Source organism: Paraglaciecola sp. 2405UD69-4, from assembly GCF_047525415.1.
Lineage (GTDB): Bacteria > Pseudomonadota > Gammaproteobacteria > Enterobacterales > Alteromonadaceae > Paraglaciecola.
Genome location: NZ_JBLIXM010000002.1, coordinates 588,937 through 606,098 on the forward strand (window position 1 = coordinate 588,937; position 17,162 = coordinate 606,098).

A 17,162-nucleotide genomic window follows, 5' to 3' on the forward strand; every position below is an offset into this window, starting at 1 on the left:
TATTTTTATATGTTCAACTCGCTGTTACTTATTATCTGTAAAAGTGAGTACTTAAGCGGTTCCAACCAGCAATTGTGTCATTCAGTCCTTGGCCAATATTATACGCATAACATGCGTCAACTCTACACTTAATCACCCACCTATCTGTCAAACCTTCAATCTTAGCAGGTTTAGTAGGTTTTCCACCGCATCTGCACTTAGTTGGTATATGCGCTAGATGATGGGTTGAACTTGTGTCAGGTTGTTTAGTTTTAGAAGAAAACATGGTTATTACAAGCCATATTAATCGAGTGTTGTAAGGGTAAATCATTCGGCCGTAAAACCCAAAACATAAATGCCCTTTAACTTGATCTAGATTGTTTTAATTTAGAACAATCAATACTTAATAATCATAAGAGGATTTATTTTATTCATATTTATTGTATCTAAGAACCCTACCTTCCCTATTTTCAAACTGACTAAGAAGCTTTAAGCTAGCTGCTTTATCGTTTCAATGTCATTTTTTGAGACACAAACCACGTAAATAATTAGGAGAGTCTCAATGACCCAACCCGAATTCGACCCCAGAGATTTCCGAAACGCCTTGGGTAAGTTTCCTACAGGAGTCACGGTTATCACCACCAAAAATGAATTGGGTGAATTAATTGGCATTACTGCAAGTAGCTTTAACACTGTGTCTTTGAATCCACCTCTGATTTTGTGGAGCTTAGACAAAGGGGCACGCTCATTAAGTTCTTTTGGAGAAGGTCACCATTTTGCCGTTCATGTGTTAAGTGAACACCAGCAAGACTTATCAAATACTTTTGCCCAAAAAAGCGAAGACAAATTCAAAGGCTTAGATATCACCTCAGGTATTGGCGATGTGCCTTTATTGCCTGAGTTTAGTGCGCGTTTTCAATGTGTGTGTCAACACGAGTATGATGGTGGCGATCATGTAATATTGGTGGGTAAAGTACTAGATTACGAAACAGCGGACTGTAATAAACCTCTGGTATTTCATTCGGGCTCTTACGCCAAAGTAGTACACGACTAGCTCCAACCTGCTATCGGTAAAATCCATGTTTTACCGATAACAAAGCTTAGTTTCTCACGATCACAAAAAACCTCTAGCCCCTATTTGCATCTAGCAAATACCCTGCATTACATTTAGCTAGCTGTTGTGCCTAGCTTAATTTAGCTCTACCCAATTAGCTAAAAATTACCTTGTAAAGTTACCTGATTTTTAAGCCAACTTGATTTACATAATAGCAACAAAAATTACTTTTAAGGGCAATTGCACTAGCTATAAAAGTGCATTTATATATTTACTATTTCTTGGTATTTAACGCTCATAACAACCTCCCTGCTTCGTTCTACCGGCAGTACTATTAACAAATATGCCAATAAAATATTTGTGTGGTTTTCTAAAGGCATTTCAAAGCAAGCTCTCCACCCTATAAAACTCGCCATTTTCATTAACAAAATACCCAAACTTAAGTCATTGTTTTTATTCAAATTTAAAAACAAAAACCAAATATGTAAAATTTATGTAACTAAAAATGTTGATCTTAACAAAACATTCTGAGAATATGCCCAACAGCTGAGCATATGCACTAAAGAGTATTTTGGTTATAGGGAGAATTAATTGCTCACAAATGAATTGGTAATACGGAACGTAAAATTAATAAGATTTTTACCAATTTTTATTGTTTATAACGAATGAGACGCAGGACACAAACATGTTAAATAAAATGAAAAAACAGTTAGGTTTACCAGCAGCAGTTTTAGCGGTAAGCGCAGTAACACAAATACATAGTTCGGAAGCTTATGCGAAAGAGTTCTTGGACGGTCTAGCAGATATTAACTTTTTAGCGATGCAAAACTACCAAGCCATTCAAGCCAAAGAAGGCGCTTTTAGACCAGTAGATGAAGAGCAATCAGACGGTTTTGGTCGCCTTAGAGTCAACCTACAATTTAAATTTTATATAACCGATTACATTACTGCCGACGTTGATATCGCCGAAGAGCCAAATGATTTTGGTAACAATGGCGATAGAGATTTTTCTTTCCACCAAGACTTTGCTGGTATTGAGTTTGAGTTACTTGGGCTTTCTGGTAATGCCAGCGACGATTCTAACTTAACGCTACGCTTGGGTAATATAGGTGCTTCTCCTTTCCAATTTAAAGGCTTTCAAGACGGAGCAGACAACCAAGGCAATGCGCTTATAGGTAACGGTATTACCGACTACGCCACTGCCGAAAACGGTGCGCAACTTAGTTATAAAAAGACTTTTGAAGATGGCCCAATCCGCAGCTATACAGTTGCAGGTCATATGACTACGTCAAGCTTTGGTGAAGCATTCCAAGAAGACCGCGGGTACAACTACCGCTTACAAGGCGCGTTAGAATTTACAAATGGCTTTAAAGCTGGTTTAAGCTTTTTCCAAGCTAACCAAGGTGATCAATTAGATTTTCAAAATGGAATCGCAAGTCTTGATGGTGTAACGACTACAAACTATCGCTTTGGTGACGGTGAAAACTATAACTTCTCTGCTTCTGCTTCAAGTGAGCGTGATACCCACGTAGGTGCATTGCCTGGCCTTAACCAGTCTATTATCGAACTAGATTTAGCATATCAACCTAACCCGAACACTAGCGTTATCTTAATGCTTGGTAAGTCTTCTGATGATTACACCTTTGCAGATACTGCGGGTAATGCATTAGCTGGTATCACTTACTTTGGAACAGACGGCGTAGCTGATGCAGACGGTACAACCTTTGATTCCGTTAATGTTATCAATGGTGACTCTTCTGTTGAATACTATGTAGTTGAAGCACAGCACTACATTATTCCTGAAAAATTCTATTTAGCAGCTCGTTATTCTGACGCTAAAAACACCTCTGATCTTATTGAACAAACAGATAACAAGGTAGAGCGCCTACAAGTTGCTGCGGGTTACTGGTTTAACGATAAAACCTTATTGAAAGTTGAATACGTAGACCAAGACGAAGGCATTAACTCTGGTGGCCAAATTGGCGCTGGTTTTGATGGTATTACGTCAGAAATCTCAGTTAAGTTTTAAGGTTTAGTTACCTAACGCGAACGATACAAACAACACTGTCTCATTTAGAGCAACTAAATGAGACCTTAATTTTGATTATAAGGGGAATACCCGATGTTAAATAAATTAACTATGCTAGCTTGCGGCGCTTTGACTATGAGTGCAGCGGTAACCGCAGAAACGATCACAATCGCCACAGTGAATAACGGTGACATGATCACCATGAAAGAGCTAAGTGCTGATTTTGAAGCTAAAAATCCAGATATAAATTTAAAGTGGGTAACACTAGAAGAGAACATTCTACGCCAACGTGTCACCACAGACGTTGCCACTAAAGGTGGGCAATATGATGTTATGACAATAGGTACATATGAAGTTCCTATTTGGGGTAAACAAGGTTGGTTAAAACCACTAGACAAACTAGATGCCGACTATGATCAAGATGATTTGCTACCAGCAATCAGAAGCGGCCTGTCAATAGACGATAAGCTAGTAGCTGCCCCATTTTATGGTGAAAGCTCAATGGTTATGTACCGCACAGATCTTATGGAAAAAGCTGGACTAGAGATGCCTAAGGCCCCTACTTGGACCTTTATTCGTAAAGCGGCTAAAGCAATGACAGACAAAGACGCCGGGGTTTACGGTATCTGTTTACGAGGTAAAGCTGGTTGGGGTGAAAACATTGCTTTAATCACCTCTATGTCTAACTCATTTGGAGCTCGCTGGTTTGATGAAAACTGGAAGCCTCAGTTTAACACTCAGCCTTGGCAAGATACCCTGCAGTTCTATGTTGATGTAATGGAAGAGTCAGGCCCTCCTGGAGCTTCTGCTAACGGCTTTAACGAAAACCTAGCCTTATTCCAAACAGGCAAATGCGGCATGTGGATTGATGCGACAGTGGCAGGTGCATTCGTTACCAACAAAACAGACTCGGAAGTAGCAGACAAGGTAGGCTTTGCACTAGCGCCAGATAACGGCTTAGGCAAACGTGGTAACTGGTTATGGGCATGGAACTTAGCTATCCCTGCAAGTAGCAAAAAATCAGATGCTGCTATGAAATTTGTTAGCTGGGCTACCTCTAAAGAGTACACAGCCTTAGTCGCCTCTAAAAAAGGCTGGGCAAAAGTGCCTCCAGGTACACGGATATCTTTATACGAAAATCCAGAGTACTTAAAAGCAGCGCCTTTTGCGCAAATCACACTAGATTCTATTCAATCAGCCGACCCAGTTAACCCTACTGTTGAGCCAGTGCCTTATGTAGGCGTGCAATTTGTGGCTATTCCTGAATTTCAAGGAATTGGAACCGCAGTAGGTCAACAATTTAGCGCCGCACTTACCGGCAGAATGACAGTGAAACAAGCTTTAGCTAGTTCACAACGTTTGACAGAACGCGCCATGCGTAAAGCCCGCTACCCTAAATAGCAAACGGCTTATAGTCGGGTAAGTTATCCAAGCAATATCTATGGGTAACTTACCCTATATTAATAATATTAAAAGGTCTTAATTATGGCGACTACACAATCCCGCACATTGGCAAAGTTTATGTTGATGCCCTCAGTATTGTTACTACTGGGGTGGATGATCGTGCCGCTGTGTATGACATTGTACTTTTCTTTTTTGGATTACAATCTACTCATACCTGGCGAACATGAGTTCATTGGCTTTCTAAACTACGAATTTTTTCTTACCGACCCAGCCTTTACTGAGTCTTTCTTCAACACACTTTTACTTGTAGGTGGTGTGTTAACTATTACCATTTGTGGTGGCATAGGTTTAGCCATTTTGCTTGACCAAGCTATTTGGGGCCGAAATTACGTGCGTATTATGGTTTTGGCACCGTTTTTTGTGATGCCAACTGTATCAGCCCTAGTTTGGAAAAATATGTTGATGAACCCAGTTAACGGTTTGTTTGCGCACTTTTCATCTTGGTTAGGAATGAACCCTATTGATTTTTTCGCTCAAGTGCCTTTGTTGTCGATTATCATTCTTGTCTCTTGGCAGTGGTTACCCTTCGCAGCTTTGATTTTGCTAACGGCTATTCAGTCTCTTGATCGTGAGCAATTAGAAGCGGCAGATTTAGACGGCGCAGGCCCATTTAGTAAGTTTTTCTACATAGTGTTACCGCACTTATCTCGTGCCGTTACCGCTGTGATCCTTATCGAAACCATATTTTTATTGTCTATCTTCGCTGAAATTCTTGTGACAACAAGCGGCGGGCCAGGATATGCGTCAACCAATATTACTTATTTAATTTATACCCAATCGTTACTGCAATTTGATGTAGGCGGTGGGTCTGCTGGAGGCATAGTAGCGGTGATCATAGCTAACATTGTTGCCATTTTCTTAATGCGCCTTATTGGCAAAAACTTGGAGGGCTAAATCATGGCAATTATCAGTAGTCATAAATCAAAATTAATTTATACGGTTTTAGCTTGGACCATAAGTGGTTTGATATTTTTCCCTATCCTGTGGACCTTGCTTACTAGTTTTAAAACAGAAGCAGAGGCGATATCAGCGACCCCAAGTTTGTTTATGTTTGATTGGACCTTAGAAAACTACAGAGACGTATTAGAGCGCTCTCCGTATTTCACTCACTTTTGGAATTCAGTGGTGATTTCTTTAGGGTCAAGTTTGTTAGGTTTGCTTATAGCCATCCCTGCAGCTTGGTCAATGGCCTTTGTACAAACTAAGCGTACCAAAAACCTTTTGATGTGGATGTTATCTACCAAAATGTTACCTCCTGTTGGTGTGTTGATCCCTATTTACTTGTTGTTCCGTGACTTTGGGTTGCTAGATACCAAGTTAGGCTTAGTGGTTGTGATGACCTTAATCAACTTACCTATCATGGTGTGGATGCTTTACACCTACTTTCGAGAAATCCCCAGCGAAATTCTTGAAGCGTCACGTATGGACGGCGCCACCATAGTAGAAGAAGTATTTCATGTGCTTTTACCTATTGCCTTACCAGGTATTGCGTCAACCTTATTACTGAACGTGATATTGGCATGGAACGAAGCATTTTGGACCTTAATTTTAACGGCAGCCAACGCAGCGCCACTCACGGCATTTATTGCCAGTTACTCAAGCCCAGAGGGGCTATTTTACGCCAAGCTATCTGCAGCATCAGCTATGGCAATAGTTCCCATTTTAATTTTGGGTTGGTTTAGTCAAAAACAATTAGTGCGTGGATTAAGCTTCGGCGCAGTTAAGTAGGAGAATTGAAAATGGGTAGTATTACATTAAAACAAGTAACAAAAAGCTTTGGTGATGTGAACGTTATCAAGCCATTAGACTTAGAAATTAAAGACGGTGAGTTTATCGTTTTTGTAGGCCCATCAGGTTGTGGTAAATCGACTTTACTACGCATGATTGCCGGATTAGAAGATACCACCAGTGGTACCATTGAAATTGACGGACAAGATGCCACTAGTACCCCACCTGCCAAACGAGGTTTGGCTATGGTATTTCAGTCTTATGCTCTGTACCCACATATGACGGTACGTAATAATATTGCGTTCCCTCTTAAGCGTGCAAAAGTATCTCCGGAGATCATTGAGCAAAAAATTGCATCTGCGGCCAAAATACTCAACCTCGATGATTATTTAGATCGTAAGCCTGGCCAGTTATCTGGAGGTCAAAGACAACGTGTTGCTATTGGTCGTGCCATTGTACGTCAACCCTCAGCATTCTTATTTGATGAGCCTTTGTCGAATCTGGATGCTTCTCTTAGGGTTAACATGCGCCTTGAGATATCAGAGTTACATAAAAGTTTAGCCACCACCATGATTTATGTTACCCATGATCAGGTAGAAGCTATGACTATGGCAGACCGCATTGCTGTTTTTAATGGCGGCATCATTGAACAAGTTGGCACCCCATTAGAGCTATATCAAAACCCAGTGAACCGTTTTGTTGCTGGCTTTATTGGTTCACCTAAGATGAATTTTATTGACGTAAATAACGCTGAGGATGGGGCAACTTCAATTGGTGTGCGCCCAGAGCATATTCAGATATCTACAGACGAAGGTATGTGGGCGGGTAATGTAGGTGTGGTTGAGCATTTAGGTTCTGAAACATTCTTGCATGTTCATGTAGAAAAAGTTGGCACCTTAACCGTTAAAAGTGACGGCGACTGCCCCTTTACCTACGGTGATAAGGTGTTCTTGAGTGCGGCTCAAAATAAGATCTTACGCTTTGATAAAGCTGGTAACACCTTGCCTCGCCTAACAGACCAAGCAAGTTAAAGTTAACTGTACCTAAAATCAGCTTAGTGCCACTTTTATAGTGGCCAACAGCGCTAAAACGAGTAACACCTAATGCCAGTTAAATTAAATAGCCAAACCTTAACTACCTTGCCTTGCGAGGTACGTAAGCCCAAGTACACCAAAGACCAGTTGTCTGGCGGTATTGTCCATATTGGTGTGGGTAACTTTCACCGTGCCCATCAAGCTATGTACTTGCATAAGCTATTTAATACTGGAGAAGCCTTAAATTGGGCCATAAAAGGAGCTGGCACCAAGTCTTACGATATGGCCATGCGTAATAAGTTGCTCTCGCAAGATTGGCTTACCACAGTAGTTGAACTGGATGCTCAAGGCCTCACTGCAGAGGTATGTGGTTCTATGATTGATTTCATCGATAATAATGAAAACAGTTTAATTGGTGCCCTTAGCCAAGCAGATATAAAAATTGTGTCTCTTACCATCACAGAAGGGGGCTATTTTATTGATGAAAAATCAGGTGGATTCAATTTACACCACCCTGAAATACAAAAGGATATAAATAGCTTCAATAATCCATCGACAGTGTTTGGTATCTTGATTGCAGCTCTTAAGTTTAGAAGGGAACAAGGTATTAAAGCCTTTACCATTATGTCTTGTGACAATATTCCGCACAATGGCAATGTGACTAAACGGGCGGTGTTAGACATGGCAATGGCCATAGATAAAGAATTAGCACAGTGGATTGAGTCAGAGGTGACTTTTCCCAATTCTATGGTGGATTGTATTACTCCTGCAACCTCAGACAAAGAGCGAGAAAGGCTTAGCAGTTTATTTAACATTGAGGATCAAGCACCAGTGTTTTGCGAACCTTTCAGACAATGGGTACTTGAGGATAAGTTTACAAATGGTCGCCCTCCCCTAGAAAAAGTAGGCGTTGAATTTGTAGCTGATGTTGCCCCATTTGAACTTATGAAATTACGCATTTTAAATGGTGGACACGCTGCGATAGCTTACCCTGCAGCGCTACTAGGAATAGAATTGGTACATGACGTTATGGGCAATTCTGTTATCAGCGAATATCTCAAAAAGCTAGTGACAGAAGATATAATTCCTACCCTCGCACCGGTACCGGGGATAGACTTTACTGAGTATTTTAACTTGATTGAGTCTCGCTTTAGTAACCCAGAAGTACGGGATACTGTACAAAGGCTTTGTCAAGATGCCTCCAACCGTTTGCCTAAATTCATACTACCCATAATCTCTGCCAACCTTGAGCTAAACCGAGACGTCAAAGGTTTAGCTTTAGTGGTGGCCTTATGGTGCCGACTATGTGCAGCGGCTGGCGCAGCAGAGAGTAGTATTACTTTAGAGGATCAACAAGCAACGCGCTTAATAAAGCAAGCTTTACTAGCAAAAGAAAACCCAAAGGCATTTTTGCAAATGCCCGACATATTTGGAACACTGTGTGATAATGAGCGTTTTGCTGGCCACTTTGAAACTTGGTTAACAAGTCTTTGGGACCATGGAACAGCAAACACCCTAAAGCAATATTTGGACTAGCATACCAGCTATGTCTAACTAAAACGGTGGTAAGAATATGACTAATTTGAATGGGACGACTAGATATAAAAATATAGAGTTAGTTATTTTTGATTGTGACGGTGTATTAATAGACAGCGAGGTACTTAGTAAAAGGGTACTATTAAAAATGTTGGGAGAGCTAGGCGCCGACGTCTCTGGTGAATATTTTGACTTACACTTTTTAGGGCATAGTTTTGCCCATGTCACAGCTAAAGTACTCGCAGATTTCTCAGTTTCATTACCTGAAGAGTTTAAAGATGATTACCATCAAGCTTTAATGGAAACATTTACGGCAGAATTAACCACCACCCCTGAATTACAAGCATTATTGTCGCAACTATCTTTACCAAGTTGTGTTGCCACCAGTAGTAGCCCAGAAAGAGTCAAACATGCACTTAAAGTAACAGGGCTAACTGAGTCTTTTACTGACTGTGTATTTACTTGCTCTGAAGTAAAAAGAGGGAAACCGGCTCCAGATATATTTTTACATGCAGCACAAAAAATGGGAGTAAAACCTCAACATTGCTTAGTGATTGAAGATTCTGCAGCTGGGATAAAAGCCGCTCAAGCAGCCCAAATGCAAGTTATTAAATATCTTGGTGGAAGTCATTTTAATAACCAAGAGACAGTGAATAGCAACATCACGGACGATGTAGTTACAATTCAACAATGGAAACAATTATATAAGTTAGCGCCTTCGCTAACTTTAGGAAAATAAGAGGTAAACGTGGCCAAGCTATCTAATACAGAAACAAGAAAGTTAGACGATGCAGCTAGGGCTGGCTGGCTATACTACGTAGCAGGAAAGACCCAAGACGAAATAGCCAAAAAGCTTAATATTTCAAGACAATCGGCACAACGTATGGTTGCCCTATCTGTAAGTGAAGGGCTAATTAAAGTGAGGCTCGATCACCCTGTCGCCAAATGTATGGATTTAGCAGTCAAAATTAAAAGCCGTTTTGGTTTGCAATCATGTGAAGTTGTCCCAAGTGATGCTGAAGACCCCTCCTCTACCTTAGGGTTAGCACAAGCAGGGGCTAGCGAAATAGAAAGGCATTTAAAATCTGCTGAACCTAAGGTTTTAGCTATGGGCACTGGGCGAGTATTACGAGCCTGTGTAGATGAGTTATCTTCACTAGATTGTGAACAACATAAAATTGTTGCCTTACTAGGTAATATGGCATCAGATGGGTCGGCCTCACCCTATGATGTTGTAGTACGTATGGCAGAACATGTAAGTGCAAAGCATTACCCTATGCCACTACCAGTTTTACCTAGAAGCCAAGCTGAAAAAGAGCAATTACATGCTCAATATTATGTGGCTAATAACTTAAAATTAGCGGCAAATGCTGATGTAACCTTTGTAGGCGTTGGTGATTTAGGGCCCCACTCACCACTACACCTAGATGGCTTTATCACCAGCGAAGAGTTAGATGAACTTGATGCTAAAGGTGCAGTTGGTGAAATGATCAGTTGGGTTTTTGACCGAAATGGTAACTTGATTGACTGCGCCGTAAATCAAAGGGTTGCCAGTACCCCTTTAAAAGTTGGGGTTGATAAACCTGTGTATGCTATTGCCGCTGGTGAAGAAAAAGTTTTCGCTATTTTAGGCGCACTGAGATCAAAAATGATTAATGGTCTGATTACAAATGAATATACGGCAGAGCGCCTATTGAGTATTGATTAACCCACTCGTTTCACTTAGTGGGTAACCAAAAAACTAAAAAGGGACATGAATGTCCCTTTTTAATGTTTACTGCTTAATTTTAAAACTCATAGCTTCTACTTCTTCTAAAGTAGGTAATGCTGACATAGCACCAATACTAGAACAGACCAAGCCACTTACTTTACCTGCAAAAGCCACAAAATCCTCGATATCATTTTCATAAAAGTTATCACCGGCAGCTGTTTGCGACATTTTAAACAACATAGCACCGATAAATGAATCACCTGCACCTGTTGTATCAACGGCGTTTATTTCATAAGCAGGCACTATCTTTTGTTCACCATTTAATGACACTAAGCAACCGTCTGGTCCTAACGTTACCAATACTAATTTCACGCCTAAATCGTGGAAAAATTGACAACCTGTTTTCATATCTTCTTCGCCAGAAAGCAAAGTTAACTCTTCGTCACTTACTTTAACCATGTCTGCCATTTTAAAGTAGGCGTTACAAGCATCTTTAAACTCTTGATCTCTACCTCGCCATAAATCAATTCTATAATTTGGATCGAAGCAAATAATATTGCCTTTACGTTTAGCTTCTTTAGCTAGTGCCAAATAACTTTCACTCAAACTGCCACCTAATAACGCAGTCGCTGAACCTAAATGCAGAATTGAATTGTTTGTCAAAGTATCAATATCACTAGCGCTAAGTGCTAATTGCTCATCGGCTCCGCGATTAAAAGCAAATTCACGCTCGCCATTATCAGCCAAGGAAACAAAGGCAAAGGTAGTAGACATAGGTAAGGTATTTACGTGATCGGTATTCACTTGATAGTTTTGGACTTCTTGAATAAGAAACTCGCCATATGGGTCGTGACCAACGGATGCCACAAGCAATGCTTCACCACCTAATTTACCGATACAAGCAGCTACATTAGCGGGTGCGCCACCAGATTTTTTTACGTAATTTACACCGTTTACTAACCCCATATTGGTATCAGTACAAACAAAGTCAATTAACATCTCGCCAACACAAATAACGTTCATTTAGTTCTTCCACATTTATAATTTACGGCCCGCACTCATATAGCTGAAGCAGTGCTTAAAAAGACCTCTATTTGAATCTGTTTATTATAATAAAAACGAGGGCATTGAAGTAGGAATAAATCGACTATTTATGCTTAAAAATCAATATTTTCGACTTCTCAATTTACTAACAAGAATTTATTGAATATCAAAATTGAATTATTACAAATTAAGCTATAAAAACATGATGGGAAATAAGGTATTTGCCCAAGCACATAGGTGCGCTAAAACGCTCAGCAGCAAAATTTGTTGCAACAACTTAGAACAGCTTTAGCTGACCTACAAAGTAGGTGAGCCACATGGATGTGGCGAATAAAAACTTTCCAGAGGTTTTTGTATTCGGGCTATCCCTGCCCTCACCCGGTTCGCGGGCCATGCAAAGCATGTTCACCAAAAGGCGCAGGAGCAACTAAGAACAGCTTTAGCTGACCTACAAGGTAGGTGAGCCACATGGATGTGGCGAATAAAAACTTTCCAGAAGTTTTTGTATTCGGGCTATCCCTGCCCTCACCCGCTTCGCGGGCCATGCAAAGCATGTTCAAAAACTTTCCAGAAGTTTTTGTCGGACCATGTGGGTCTCTCTTTTGCTATTTATAACTCAATAAATTTTAGGCAATAAAAAACCCGCAGCAAGTGCGGGTTTCTCAAATATGGCGGATAGCGAGGGATTCGAACCCCCGGTACGTTTGACCGTACGTCTGATTTCAAGTCAGGTGCATTAAACCGAGCTCTGCCAGCTATCCGTATTGTTCTCATTCGTTGTAGTCGTGATAACAAGTTATTGCGACGTCCCCGAATTGAGGATGCGAATATTAGTGACGTTTTTAAGGCTTGTAAAGTATTAATTTCATAAAATGTTTCGTTTGATTATTGTTTGAACGGATTGAGCGTATTTACACCATTTTACAATATACTGGTAACAATATTCGCTATTAGCACTTGAAAAAGTCACCTAAACACCATACAAATACAGTTCTAATAGTTTTTTAATTTATTTCCTGGAGAATACGATGGAACACAGATCTTCCTATAGCAATACAGGTCAAGCTTCTGTATTGCAAACTAACAAAGTACTACGCAACACTTACATGTTGTTAGCCATGACACTCACCTTTAGTGCAGTGTGTGCTGGCATAACTGCTGCAATGAACATTTCTCCAGGTATTGCCATGGGAATGAACCTAGCCGCTCTAGTTATGATATTTTTCTTAAACAAAGCATCTCAAAGTTCTGCTGGCATTTGGTTTGTTTTTGCTTTTACTGGGCTACTTGGTGGTTCACTTGGTTACACACTAAATTATTACGCAGGGTTTCAAGGCGGCAGTGAGTTAATCATGCAAGCATTTGGTGCCACAGCACTAGTGTTTTTTGGTTTATCTGGCTACGTACTTACGACTAAGAAAGACTTCTCATTTATGGGTGGCTTTTTATTAGTTGGTTTAATCGTTGCTGTAGTGGCGTCTTTAGCTAACATTTTCTTAGGCATTCCAGCTTTAAGTTTAGCAGTAAGCGCAGCCATAGTATTTATCATGTCAGGTTTCATTTTATTTGATACTAGCCGTATTATTAATGGCGGTGAAACCAACTATATTCGTGCTACGGTTTCTATGTACTTGAATATATACAACTTATTTACATCTATCCTTCACCTTCTTGGTGCTTTTGGTGGTGATGATTAATTCTTAAAGAATTAAGATTTTTTAAAACGCCTCAGCTTGCTGGGGCGTTTTTTTATGGTACATTGCTTCTCTATGTCGTCTTTTACTTTATTAGTTACATCAGCTCCATTTTCAGAACAAAACGCTTATAGTGCTTATCGTTTTGCCCTTGCGGCTGTCGAAACAAAACACACTGTTGAAGGTGTGTTTTTTTACCAAGACGGCACGTTAAACGGATCCAGCTTACAATTAATTCCTTCAAATGAGTTTGATTTGTATAAGGCATGGAAAGGCCTAGCAGATACTTATAATGTCCCTTTAATGGTATGTGTGAGCGCAGCCAGTAAAAGAGGAATAACCAGCCCCGAAGACGCAGCAGAGAATGATACTGAGCACTATAGTTTAACCCCACCTTTCGAGTCTGTAGGCCTAGGAGAGCTAGCTGTACTCTTAAAAAATAGTGATAGGTTGATACAGTTTTGAACAAGCCAGCGACAGGTATCGCCATAATAAATCGGTCCGCCCCGCACGGCACCTCAAATGGCCAAGAAAGCTTAGACATGGCCTTGGCAATGAGTAATTTTGGGCAAGATGTCAGCCTGTTTTTTATAGATGACGGCGTGTTTCAACTTTTGTCAAAGCAAGCTCCGGCTAGCATTGATGCTAAGGAGTACCACAAGACATTCCCAGCATTAGAGTTTTACGATATTGAGAACATCTATGCGTGCAAACATAGTCTTCAGAGTCGTGGCCTTCAAGTGTCAGAACTATGCATAGATATAAAATTAATTGAGCCAGAAGAGTTATCTAACCTACTAACCTGCCAACAACATGTAATGAGCTTTTAATGATCTTACATAAGCTAACATCTAGCCCATTTAAAGACTTAACAATACAACACTGTTTACAACACGTAGCAGATAACGATGGCATTTTACTCACCCAAGATGCCGTATATGCAGCAATGCACCAAGACTTAGGCAAAAAGCTGCATGAATTTAGCGGCCAAGTATTTATTCTAAAAGAAGACGCTGAAGCCCGGGGAGTTCAAGTAAGCGAGCAACTTGAAACTATTAACTATAAAGGCTTCGTTGAGCTTAGCCTCAAATTTAACAAAGTAGTCAGCTGGTAACCCTATGGAATATTTTTTCGAATTTGCAGGTAACAAAATAGAAACAGATAAAGCTGGTTATTTATTGAATGTTGATGACTGGCAAGTAGAGTTAGGGCCTATTTTAGCGGCAACAGAAAACATCGATCTAACAGAAAATCATTGGGAAGTAGTCAATTTTGTTAGAGAGTTCTACTTAAAGTTTAATACTAGCCCAGCAATGCGAGCCTTAGTAAAAGCCATGAAAAATGAATTTGGTGAAGAAAAAGGCAACAGCCGCTACTTGTTTAAGTTATTCCCCAAAGGGCCAGCTAAGCAAGCAACCAAAATCGCAGGATTACCTAAACCGGCTAAATGCTTATAAAAATATATTTGAACAATAAATAAGGACCCACTACTTGTTTGGCTTGCCAGCGAGTGGTTTTTCAAGGAATTCGAAATAGTTATGAGAAAACATGTTTTATTTACCTTGCTTTTAGCCTTAAGCTTGTTTAGCTATTTAAGTACTGCTCATAGTAGCGAACTAAGTGTTGACGACTTTTTGGCCCCTCCTTCTATGCTAAACGCCAGTCTTTCTCCAAATGGCAAGTTTGTGGCAAGCACATGGAATAAAGGAGACTCACGTTTAATAGTCGTTTATGACATAGATAATCAAAAAGTTGTAGGCTCTTTTGGTGATAATATCATTAGAGCTTATAAGGTAACCTGGGCCAACAATGAGAGAATACTCGTTAATTATTTAGTGCCCCATGGAGCAGACAAACTCAGGAAAAAGGCTCAAACCGAAGAAGACTTTGATATAGACAAGTATTTTAAATACTCAAGATTAGTGTCCACAAAAATTGATGGAACTGACAGTGTGGGCTTGTTTAATGATCAAAGTGCAGCTAAGAAAAATACAAACTTAGTATCAATTACAGACTATTTGGTTAACGATGATGAACATGTATTAATGTCAACGGATATCAATACAAGACTCACTCTATTCAAGCTCAATGTAAATACAGGAAAGTCTACCAAAATAGTGAAAGGTGGGCGTTTCACTGTGGCGTTTCTAAATGACTCAGAAGCAAATATTATCTATCGATACGACTATAGAAGAGTAGCTAAAACCATAGAAATACTAGCTTACAACGCCACAGAAGATGACTGGAAGTTAATCGACACTATTTATTATGATGAAGATGAACAAAATAAAAATAGAGTGGAGCTTAAAGATCTAGCAGGAGTAAAAGATAAACAGCTCATTTATAGAAAGCTAAATGAAGAAACGGGCTACCACGAACTTATTTCGGTAGGTAAAAATGAGCAAAAAACCTTAGTCAGTATTCCAAATACCGATATAGTTGGCGTTATCACGGAAGGCGTTAATTATAATGTCATTGGCTATAAAACTGTTAAAGATGTGTATCGCTCACATTATTTCGATCAAGATTATCAAGCAGCCTACAACCAACTAAATAGTGTTTATCCATTAGAAAATTTTGAGTTTACCTATCTGTCAAAAGATAGAACCAGAGCCTTACTCGCTACATGGGGGGCATCTAATCCAATTACCTATTACGTACACGACTTAGAACACGAAAAAACCACTCATTTTAGTTACCCATTCAAAACGCTACCTAAAAACAAGTTAGCAAGCGGCCAAACAATACACTACCCTGCTCGAGATGGAGCGAGCATAACAGCCTACCTGTATCTGCCAGCTGATTTTGACGGTAGTAAACCCTACCCAGCAGTAATCATGCCTCATGGAGGCCCACAGTATAGAGACACCCTAAATTATGATGATTTTACGCAATTTATTGCCACTAGAGGTTACGTTGTAGTTAAACCAAACTTCAGAGGCTCATCTGGTTATGGTTTAGAATTTCAAAAGGCTGGATACAAACAATGGGGCAGACTCATGCAGGACGATGTTGAGGATGCCCTACACTATTTAGTTAAAAGAAACATTATTGATAAAGATGAAGTTTGCATTGTTGGAGCATCCTATGGTGGCTACTCAGCCCTTATAGCCACAGCAAAAACACCAGATCTTTTTAAATGTGCAATTAGTATAAACGGGATTTCTGATATCACTGATCTTGTAGAACATGAGCTTGATAGCAATAATTCTGATAGCCTAAAAACATTTGTTAAAACATCAATTGGCGATCCTAAAAAAGACAAAGCTTTGTTAAAAGAAAACTCTCCAGCGTTATTAATAGACAAGGTCAAAACACCAACTTTATTGATATACGGAGATAAAGATAAAATCGTCCCTTCTTCTCAAACTAAGCAAATGTACAAAGCACTTATCAAGCAGAAAAAGCCAGTGCAAATGATTAGATTAAAAGATACGGGCCATAACCCATTCAAATATAAAGAAAGTAAACGCAAAACATTTGAAGAGATGGAAAAGTTTTTGTCTAAGCACCTAGAGTAAATGCATTTAACTATTAGATCCGATGCTCCGATGACTGTCTCTTTTGTTTATCACTTTTGATTGATCACATTGAACTAGATTTTTCTGGTCTAATTAAACAGAAGTTATACCTCTAAGTTTTAACCGAAGCAATCTGGAGCGAGCTTAAATTCGGATATACGTGCTGAGTAATTAGAGCTTCGTAAGGAAAAGAATGGGCTAAGGATGGAAAAAAGATGCTAAAAAAGCCAGCGCACTCCAGCTAAGAGAAACCAAGTAACGTTTCAAAGGGTTTCAATAAATAACTATTTAAAATAGGCGGATTACAATAATAATCAAGCATAAACAGAGTGATTTTTTTGCTGAATATTTGTTAAACCTGAACGTTT

At 39.7% G+C, this 17,162-nt stretch carries 16 protein-coding genes and 1 tRNA gene; 15 read left to right on the plus strand and 2 right to left on the minus strand.

The window, feature by feature from the left end:
* Positions 1 to 541 precede the first annotated feature (541 nt).
* The 9 genes from ACMUMK_RS09025 to ACMUMK_RS09065 all read left to right on the plus strand — a co-directional run bounded on the left by ACMUMK_RS09025 (position 542) and on the right by ACMUMK_RS09065 (position 10,532).
* Positions 542 to 1,033, plus strand: a complete 492-nt coding sequence (locus tag ACMUMK_RS09025) for a flavin reductase family protein (protein WP_414700796.1) — start codon at positions 542 to 544, stop codon at positions 1,031 to 1,033.
* 685 nt (positions 1,034 to 1,718) lie between these two features.
* Positions 1,719 to 3,062 carry a hypothetical protein gene (locus ACMUMK_RS09030; RefSeq protein ID WP_414700797.1) on the plus strand — a complete coding sequence of 448 codons (1,344 nt, stop codon included), beginning with the start codon at positions 1,719 to 1,721 and terminating at the stop codon, positions 3,060 to 3,062.
* 93 nt (positions 3,063 to 3,155) lie between these two features.
* Positions 3,156 to 4,463, plus strand: coding sequence for an ABC transporter substrate-binding protein (locus ACMUMK_RS09035; protein ID WP_414700798.1), 1,308 nt, complete (start codon positions 3,156 to 3,158; stop codon positions 4,461 to 4,463).
* 84 nt (positions 4,464 to 4,547) lie between these two features.
* On the plus strand, positions 4,548 to 5,420 hold the full coding sequence (locus ACMUMK_RS09040; protein WP_414700799.1) for a carbohydrate ABC transporter permease: 873 nt from the start codon (positions 4,548 to 4,550) through the stop codon (positions 5,418 to 5,420).
* A 3-nt stretch (positions 5,421 to 5,423) separates the two neighbouring features.
* The gene (locus tag ACMUMK_RS09045) at positions 5,424 to 6,254 is read left to right on the plus strand and encodes a carbohydrate ABC transporter permease (RefSeq protein WP_414700800.1); all 831 of its coding nucleotides are present in this window, start codon (positions 5,424 to 5,426) and stop codon (positions 6,252 to 6,254) included.
* Between the two features lie 11 nt (positions 6,255 to 6,265).
* Positions 6,266 to 7,285, plus strand: coding sequence for an ABC transporter ATP-binding protein (locus ACMUMK_RS09050; protein ID WP_414700801.1), 1,020 nt, complete (start codon positions 6,266 to 6,268; stop codon positions 7,283 to 7,285).
* 72 nt (positions 7,286 to 7,357) lie between these two features.
* Entirely contained in the window at positions 7,358 to 8,824 is a 1,467-nt protein-coding gene (locus tag ACMUMK_RS09055; protein WP_414700802.1) for a mannitol dehydrogenase family protein, read from the plus strand.
* Positions 8,825 to 8,861: 37 nt separating this feature from the next.
* Positions 8,862 to 9,563, plus strand: a complete 702-nt coding sequence (locus ACMUMK_RS09060) for an HAD family hydrolase (protein ID WP_414700803.1) — start codon at positions 8,862 to 8,864, stop codon at positions 9,561 to 9,563.
* Between the two features lie 9 nt (positions 9,564 to 9,572).
* Positions 9,573 to 10,532 (plus strand): sugar-binding transcriptional regulator, encoded by a 960-nt coding sequence (locus ACMUMK_RS09065; protein WP_414700804.1) that lies wholly within the window; start codon positions 9,573 to 9,575, stop codon positions 10,530 to 10,532.
* Between the two features lie 66 nt (positions 10,533 to 10,598).
* Here the strand turns inward: ACMUMK_RS09065 and ACMUMK_RS09070 are convergent, their stop codons facing one another.
* On the minus strand, positions 10,599 to 11,558 hold the full coding sequence (locus tag ACMUMK_RS09070) for a carbohydrate kinase family protein (protein ID WP_414700805.1): 960 nt from the start codon (positions 11,556 to 11,558) through the stop codon (positions 10,599 to 10,601).
* 690 nt (positions 11,559 to 12,248) lie between these two features.
* Positions 12,249 to 12,340, minus strand: a tRNA-Ser gene (locus tag ACMUMK_RS09075).
* A 267-nt stretch (positions 12,341 to 12,607) separates the two neighbouring features.
* Between ACMUMK_RS09075 and ACMUMK_RS09080 the strand changes: the two genes are divergently transcribed.
* From ACMUMK_RS09080 to ACMUMK_RS09105, 6 genes are all read left to right on the plus strand, one after another.
* Positions 12,608 to 13,276: a Bax inhibitor-1/YccA family protein gene (locus ACMUMK_RS09080; protein ID WP_414700806.1), complete on the plus strand. Its 669-nt coding sequence runs from the start codon at positions 12,608 to 12,610 to the stop codon at positions 13,274 to 13,276.
* Positions 13,277 to 13,330: 54 nt separating this feature from the next.
* Positions 13,331 to 13,738 (plus strand): sulfurtransferase complex subunit TusD, encoded by a 408-nt coding sequence (gene tusD, locus ACMUMK_RS09085; protein ID WP_414700807.1) that lies wholly within the window; start codon positions 13,331 to 13,333, stop codon positions 13,736 to 13,738.
* The gene (gene tusC / locus ACMUMK_RS09090) at positions 13,735 to 14,103 is read left to right on the plus strand and encodes a sulfurtransferase complex subunit TusC (RefSeq protein WP_414700808.1); all 369 of its coding nucleotides are present in this window, start codon (positions 13,735 to 13,737) and stop codon (positions 14,101 to 14,103) included. The genes tusD and tusC overlap by 4 nt, the downstream gene beginning before the upstream one ends.
* Positions 14,103 to 14,387 (plus strand): sulfurtransferase complex subunit TusB, encoded by a 285-nt coding sequence (gene tusB, locus ACMUMK_RS09095; RefSeq protein WP_414700809.1) that lies wholly within the window; start codon positions 14,103 to 14,105, stop codon positions 14,385 to 14,387. The genes tusC and tusB overlap by 1 nt, the downstream gene beginning before the upstream one ends.
* Positions 14,388 to 14,391: 4 nt before the next feature.
* Positions 14,392 to 14,730: a TusE/DsrC/DsvC family sulfur relay protein gene (locus ACMUMK_RS09100; protein ID WP_414700810.1), complete on the plus strand. Its 339-nt coding sequence runs from the start codon at positions 14,392 to 14,394 to the stop codon at positions 14,728 to 14,730.
* Positions 14,731 to 14,811: 81 nt separating this feature from the next.
* Positions 14,812 to 16,794: an alpha/beta hydrolase family protein gene (locus ACMUMK_RS09105; protein ID WP_414700811.1), complete on the plus strand. Its 1,983-nt coding sequence runs from the start codon at positions 14,812 to 14,814 to the stop codon at positions 16,792 to 16,794.
* Positions 16,795 to 17,162 lie beyond the last annotated feature (368 nt).

Excerpts from the sequence above, each read along its gene's own strand:
- ACMUMK_RS09105 (WP_414700811.1), top strand. The coding sequence starts at position 14,812 with ATGAGAAAACATGTTTTATTTACCTTGCTTTTAGCCTTAAGCTTGTTT.
- tusD (WP_414700807.1), top strand. The coding sequence starts at position 13,331 with ATGGTACATTGCTTCTCTATGTCGTCTTTTACTTTATTAGTTACATCA.
- ACMUMK_RS09040 (WP_414700799.1), top strand. The coding sequence starts at position 4,548 with ATGGCGACTACACAATCCCGCACATTGGCAAAGTTTATGTTGATGCCC.
- ACMUMK_RS09025 (WP_414700796.1), top strand. The coding sequence starts at position 542 with ATGACCCAACCCGAATTCGACCCCAGAGATTTCCGAAACGCCTTGGGT.
- ACMUMK_RS09045 (WP_414700800.1), top strand. The coding sequence starts at position 5,424 with ATGGCAATTATCAGTAGTCATAAATCAAAATTAATTTATACGGTTTTA.
- ACMUMK_RS09080 (WP_414700806.1), top strand. The coding sequence starts at position 12,608 with ATGGAACACAGATCTTCCTATAGCAATACAGGTCAAGCTTCTGTATTG.
- ACMUMK_RS09060 (WP_414700803.1), top strand. The coding sequence starts at position 8,862 with ATGACTAATTTGAATGGGACGACTAGATATAAAAATATAGAGTTAGTT.
- ACMUMK_RS09100 (WP_414700810.1), top strand. The coding sequence starts at position 14,392 with ATGGAATATTTTTTCGAATTTGCAGGTAACAAAATAGAAACAGATAAA.
- ACMUMK_RS09050 (WP_414700801.1), top strand. The coding sequence starts at position 6,266 with ATGGGTAGTATTACATTAAAACAAGTAACAAAAAGCTTTGGTGATGTG.
- tusB (WP_414700809.1), top strand. The coding sequence starts at position 14,103 with ATGATCTTACATAAGCTAACATCTAGCCCATTTAAAGACTTAACAATA.
- ACMUMK_RS09030 (WP_414700797.1), top strand. The coding sequence starts at position 1,719 with ATGTTAAATAAAATGAAAAAACAGTTAGGTTTACCAGCAGCAGTTTTA.
- ACMUMK_RS09055 (WP_414700802.1), top strand. The coding sequence starts at position 7,358 with ATGCCAGTTAAATTAAATAGCCAAACCTTAACTACCTTGCCTTGCGAG.
- ACMUMK_RS09035 (WP_414700798.1), top strand. The coding sequence starts at position 3,156 with ATGTTAAATAAATTAACTATGCTAGCTTGCGGCGCTTTGACTATGAGT.
- ACMUMK_RS09070 (WP_414700805.1), bottom strand. The coding sequence starts at position 11,558 with ATGAACGTTATTTGTGTTGGCGAGATGTTAATTGACTTTGTTTGTACT.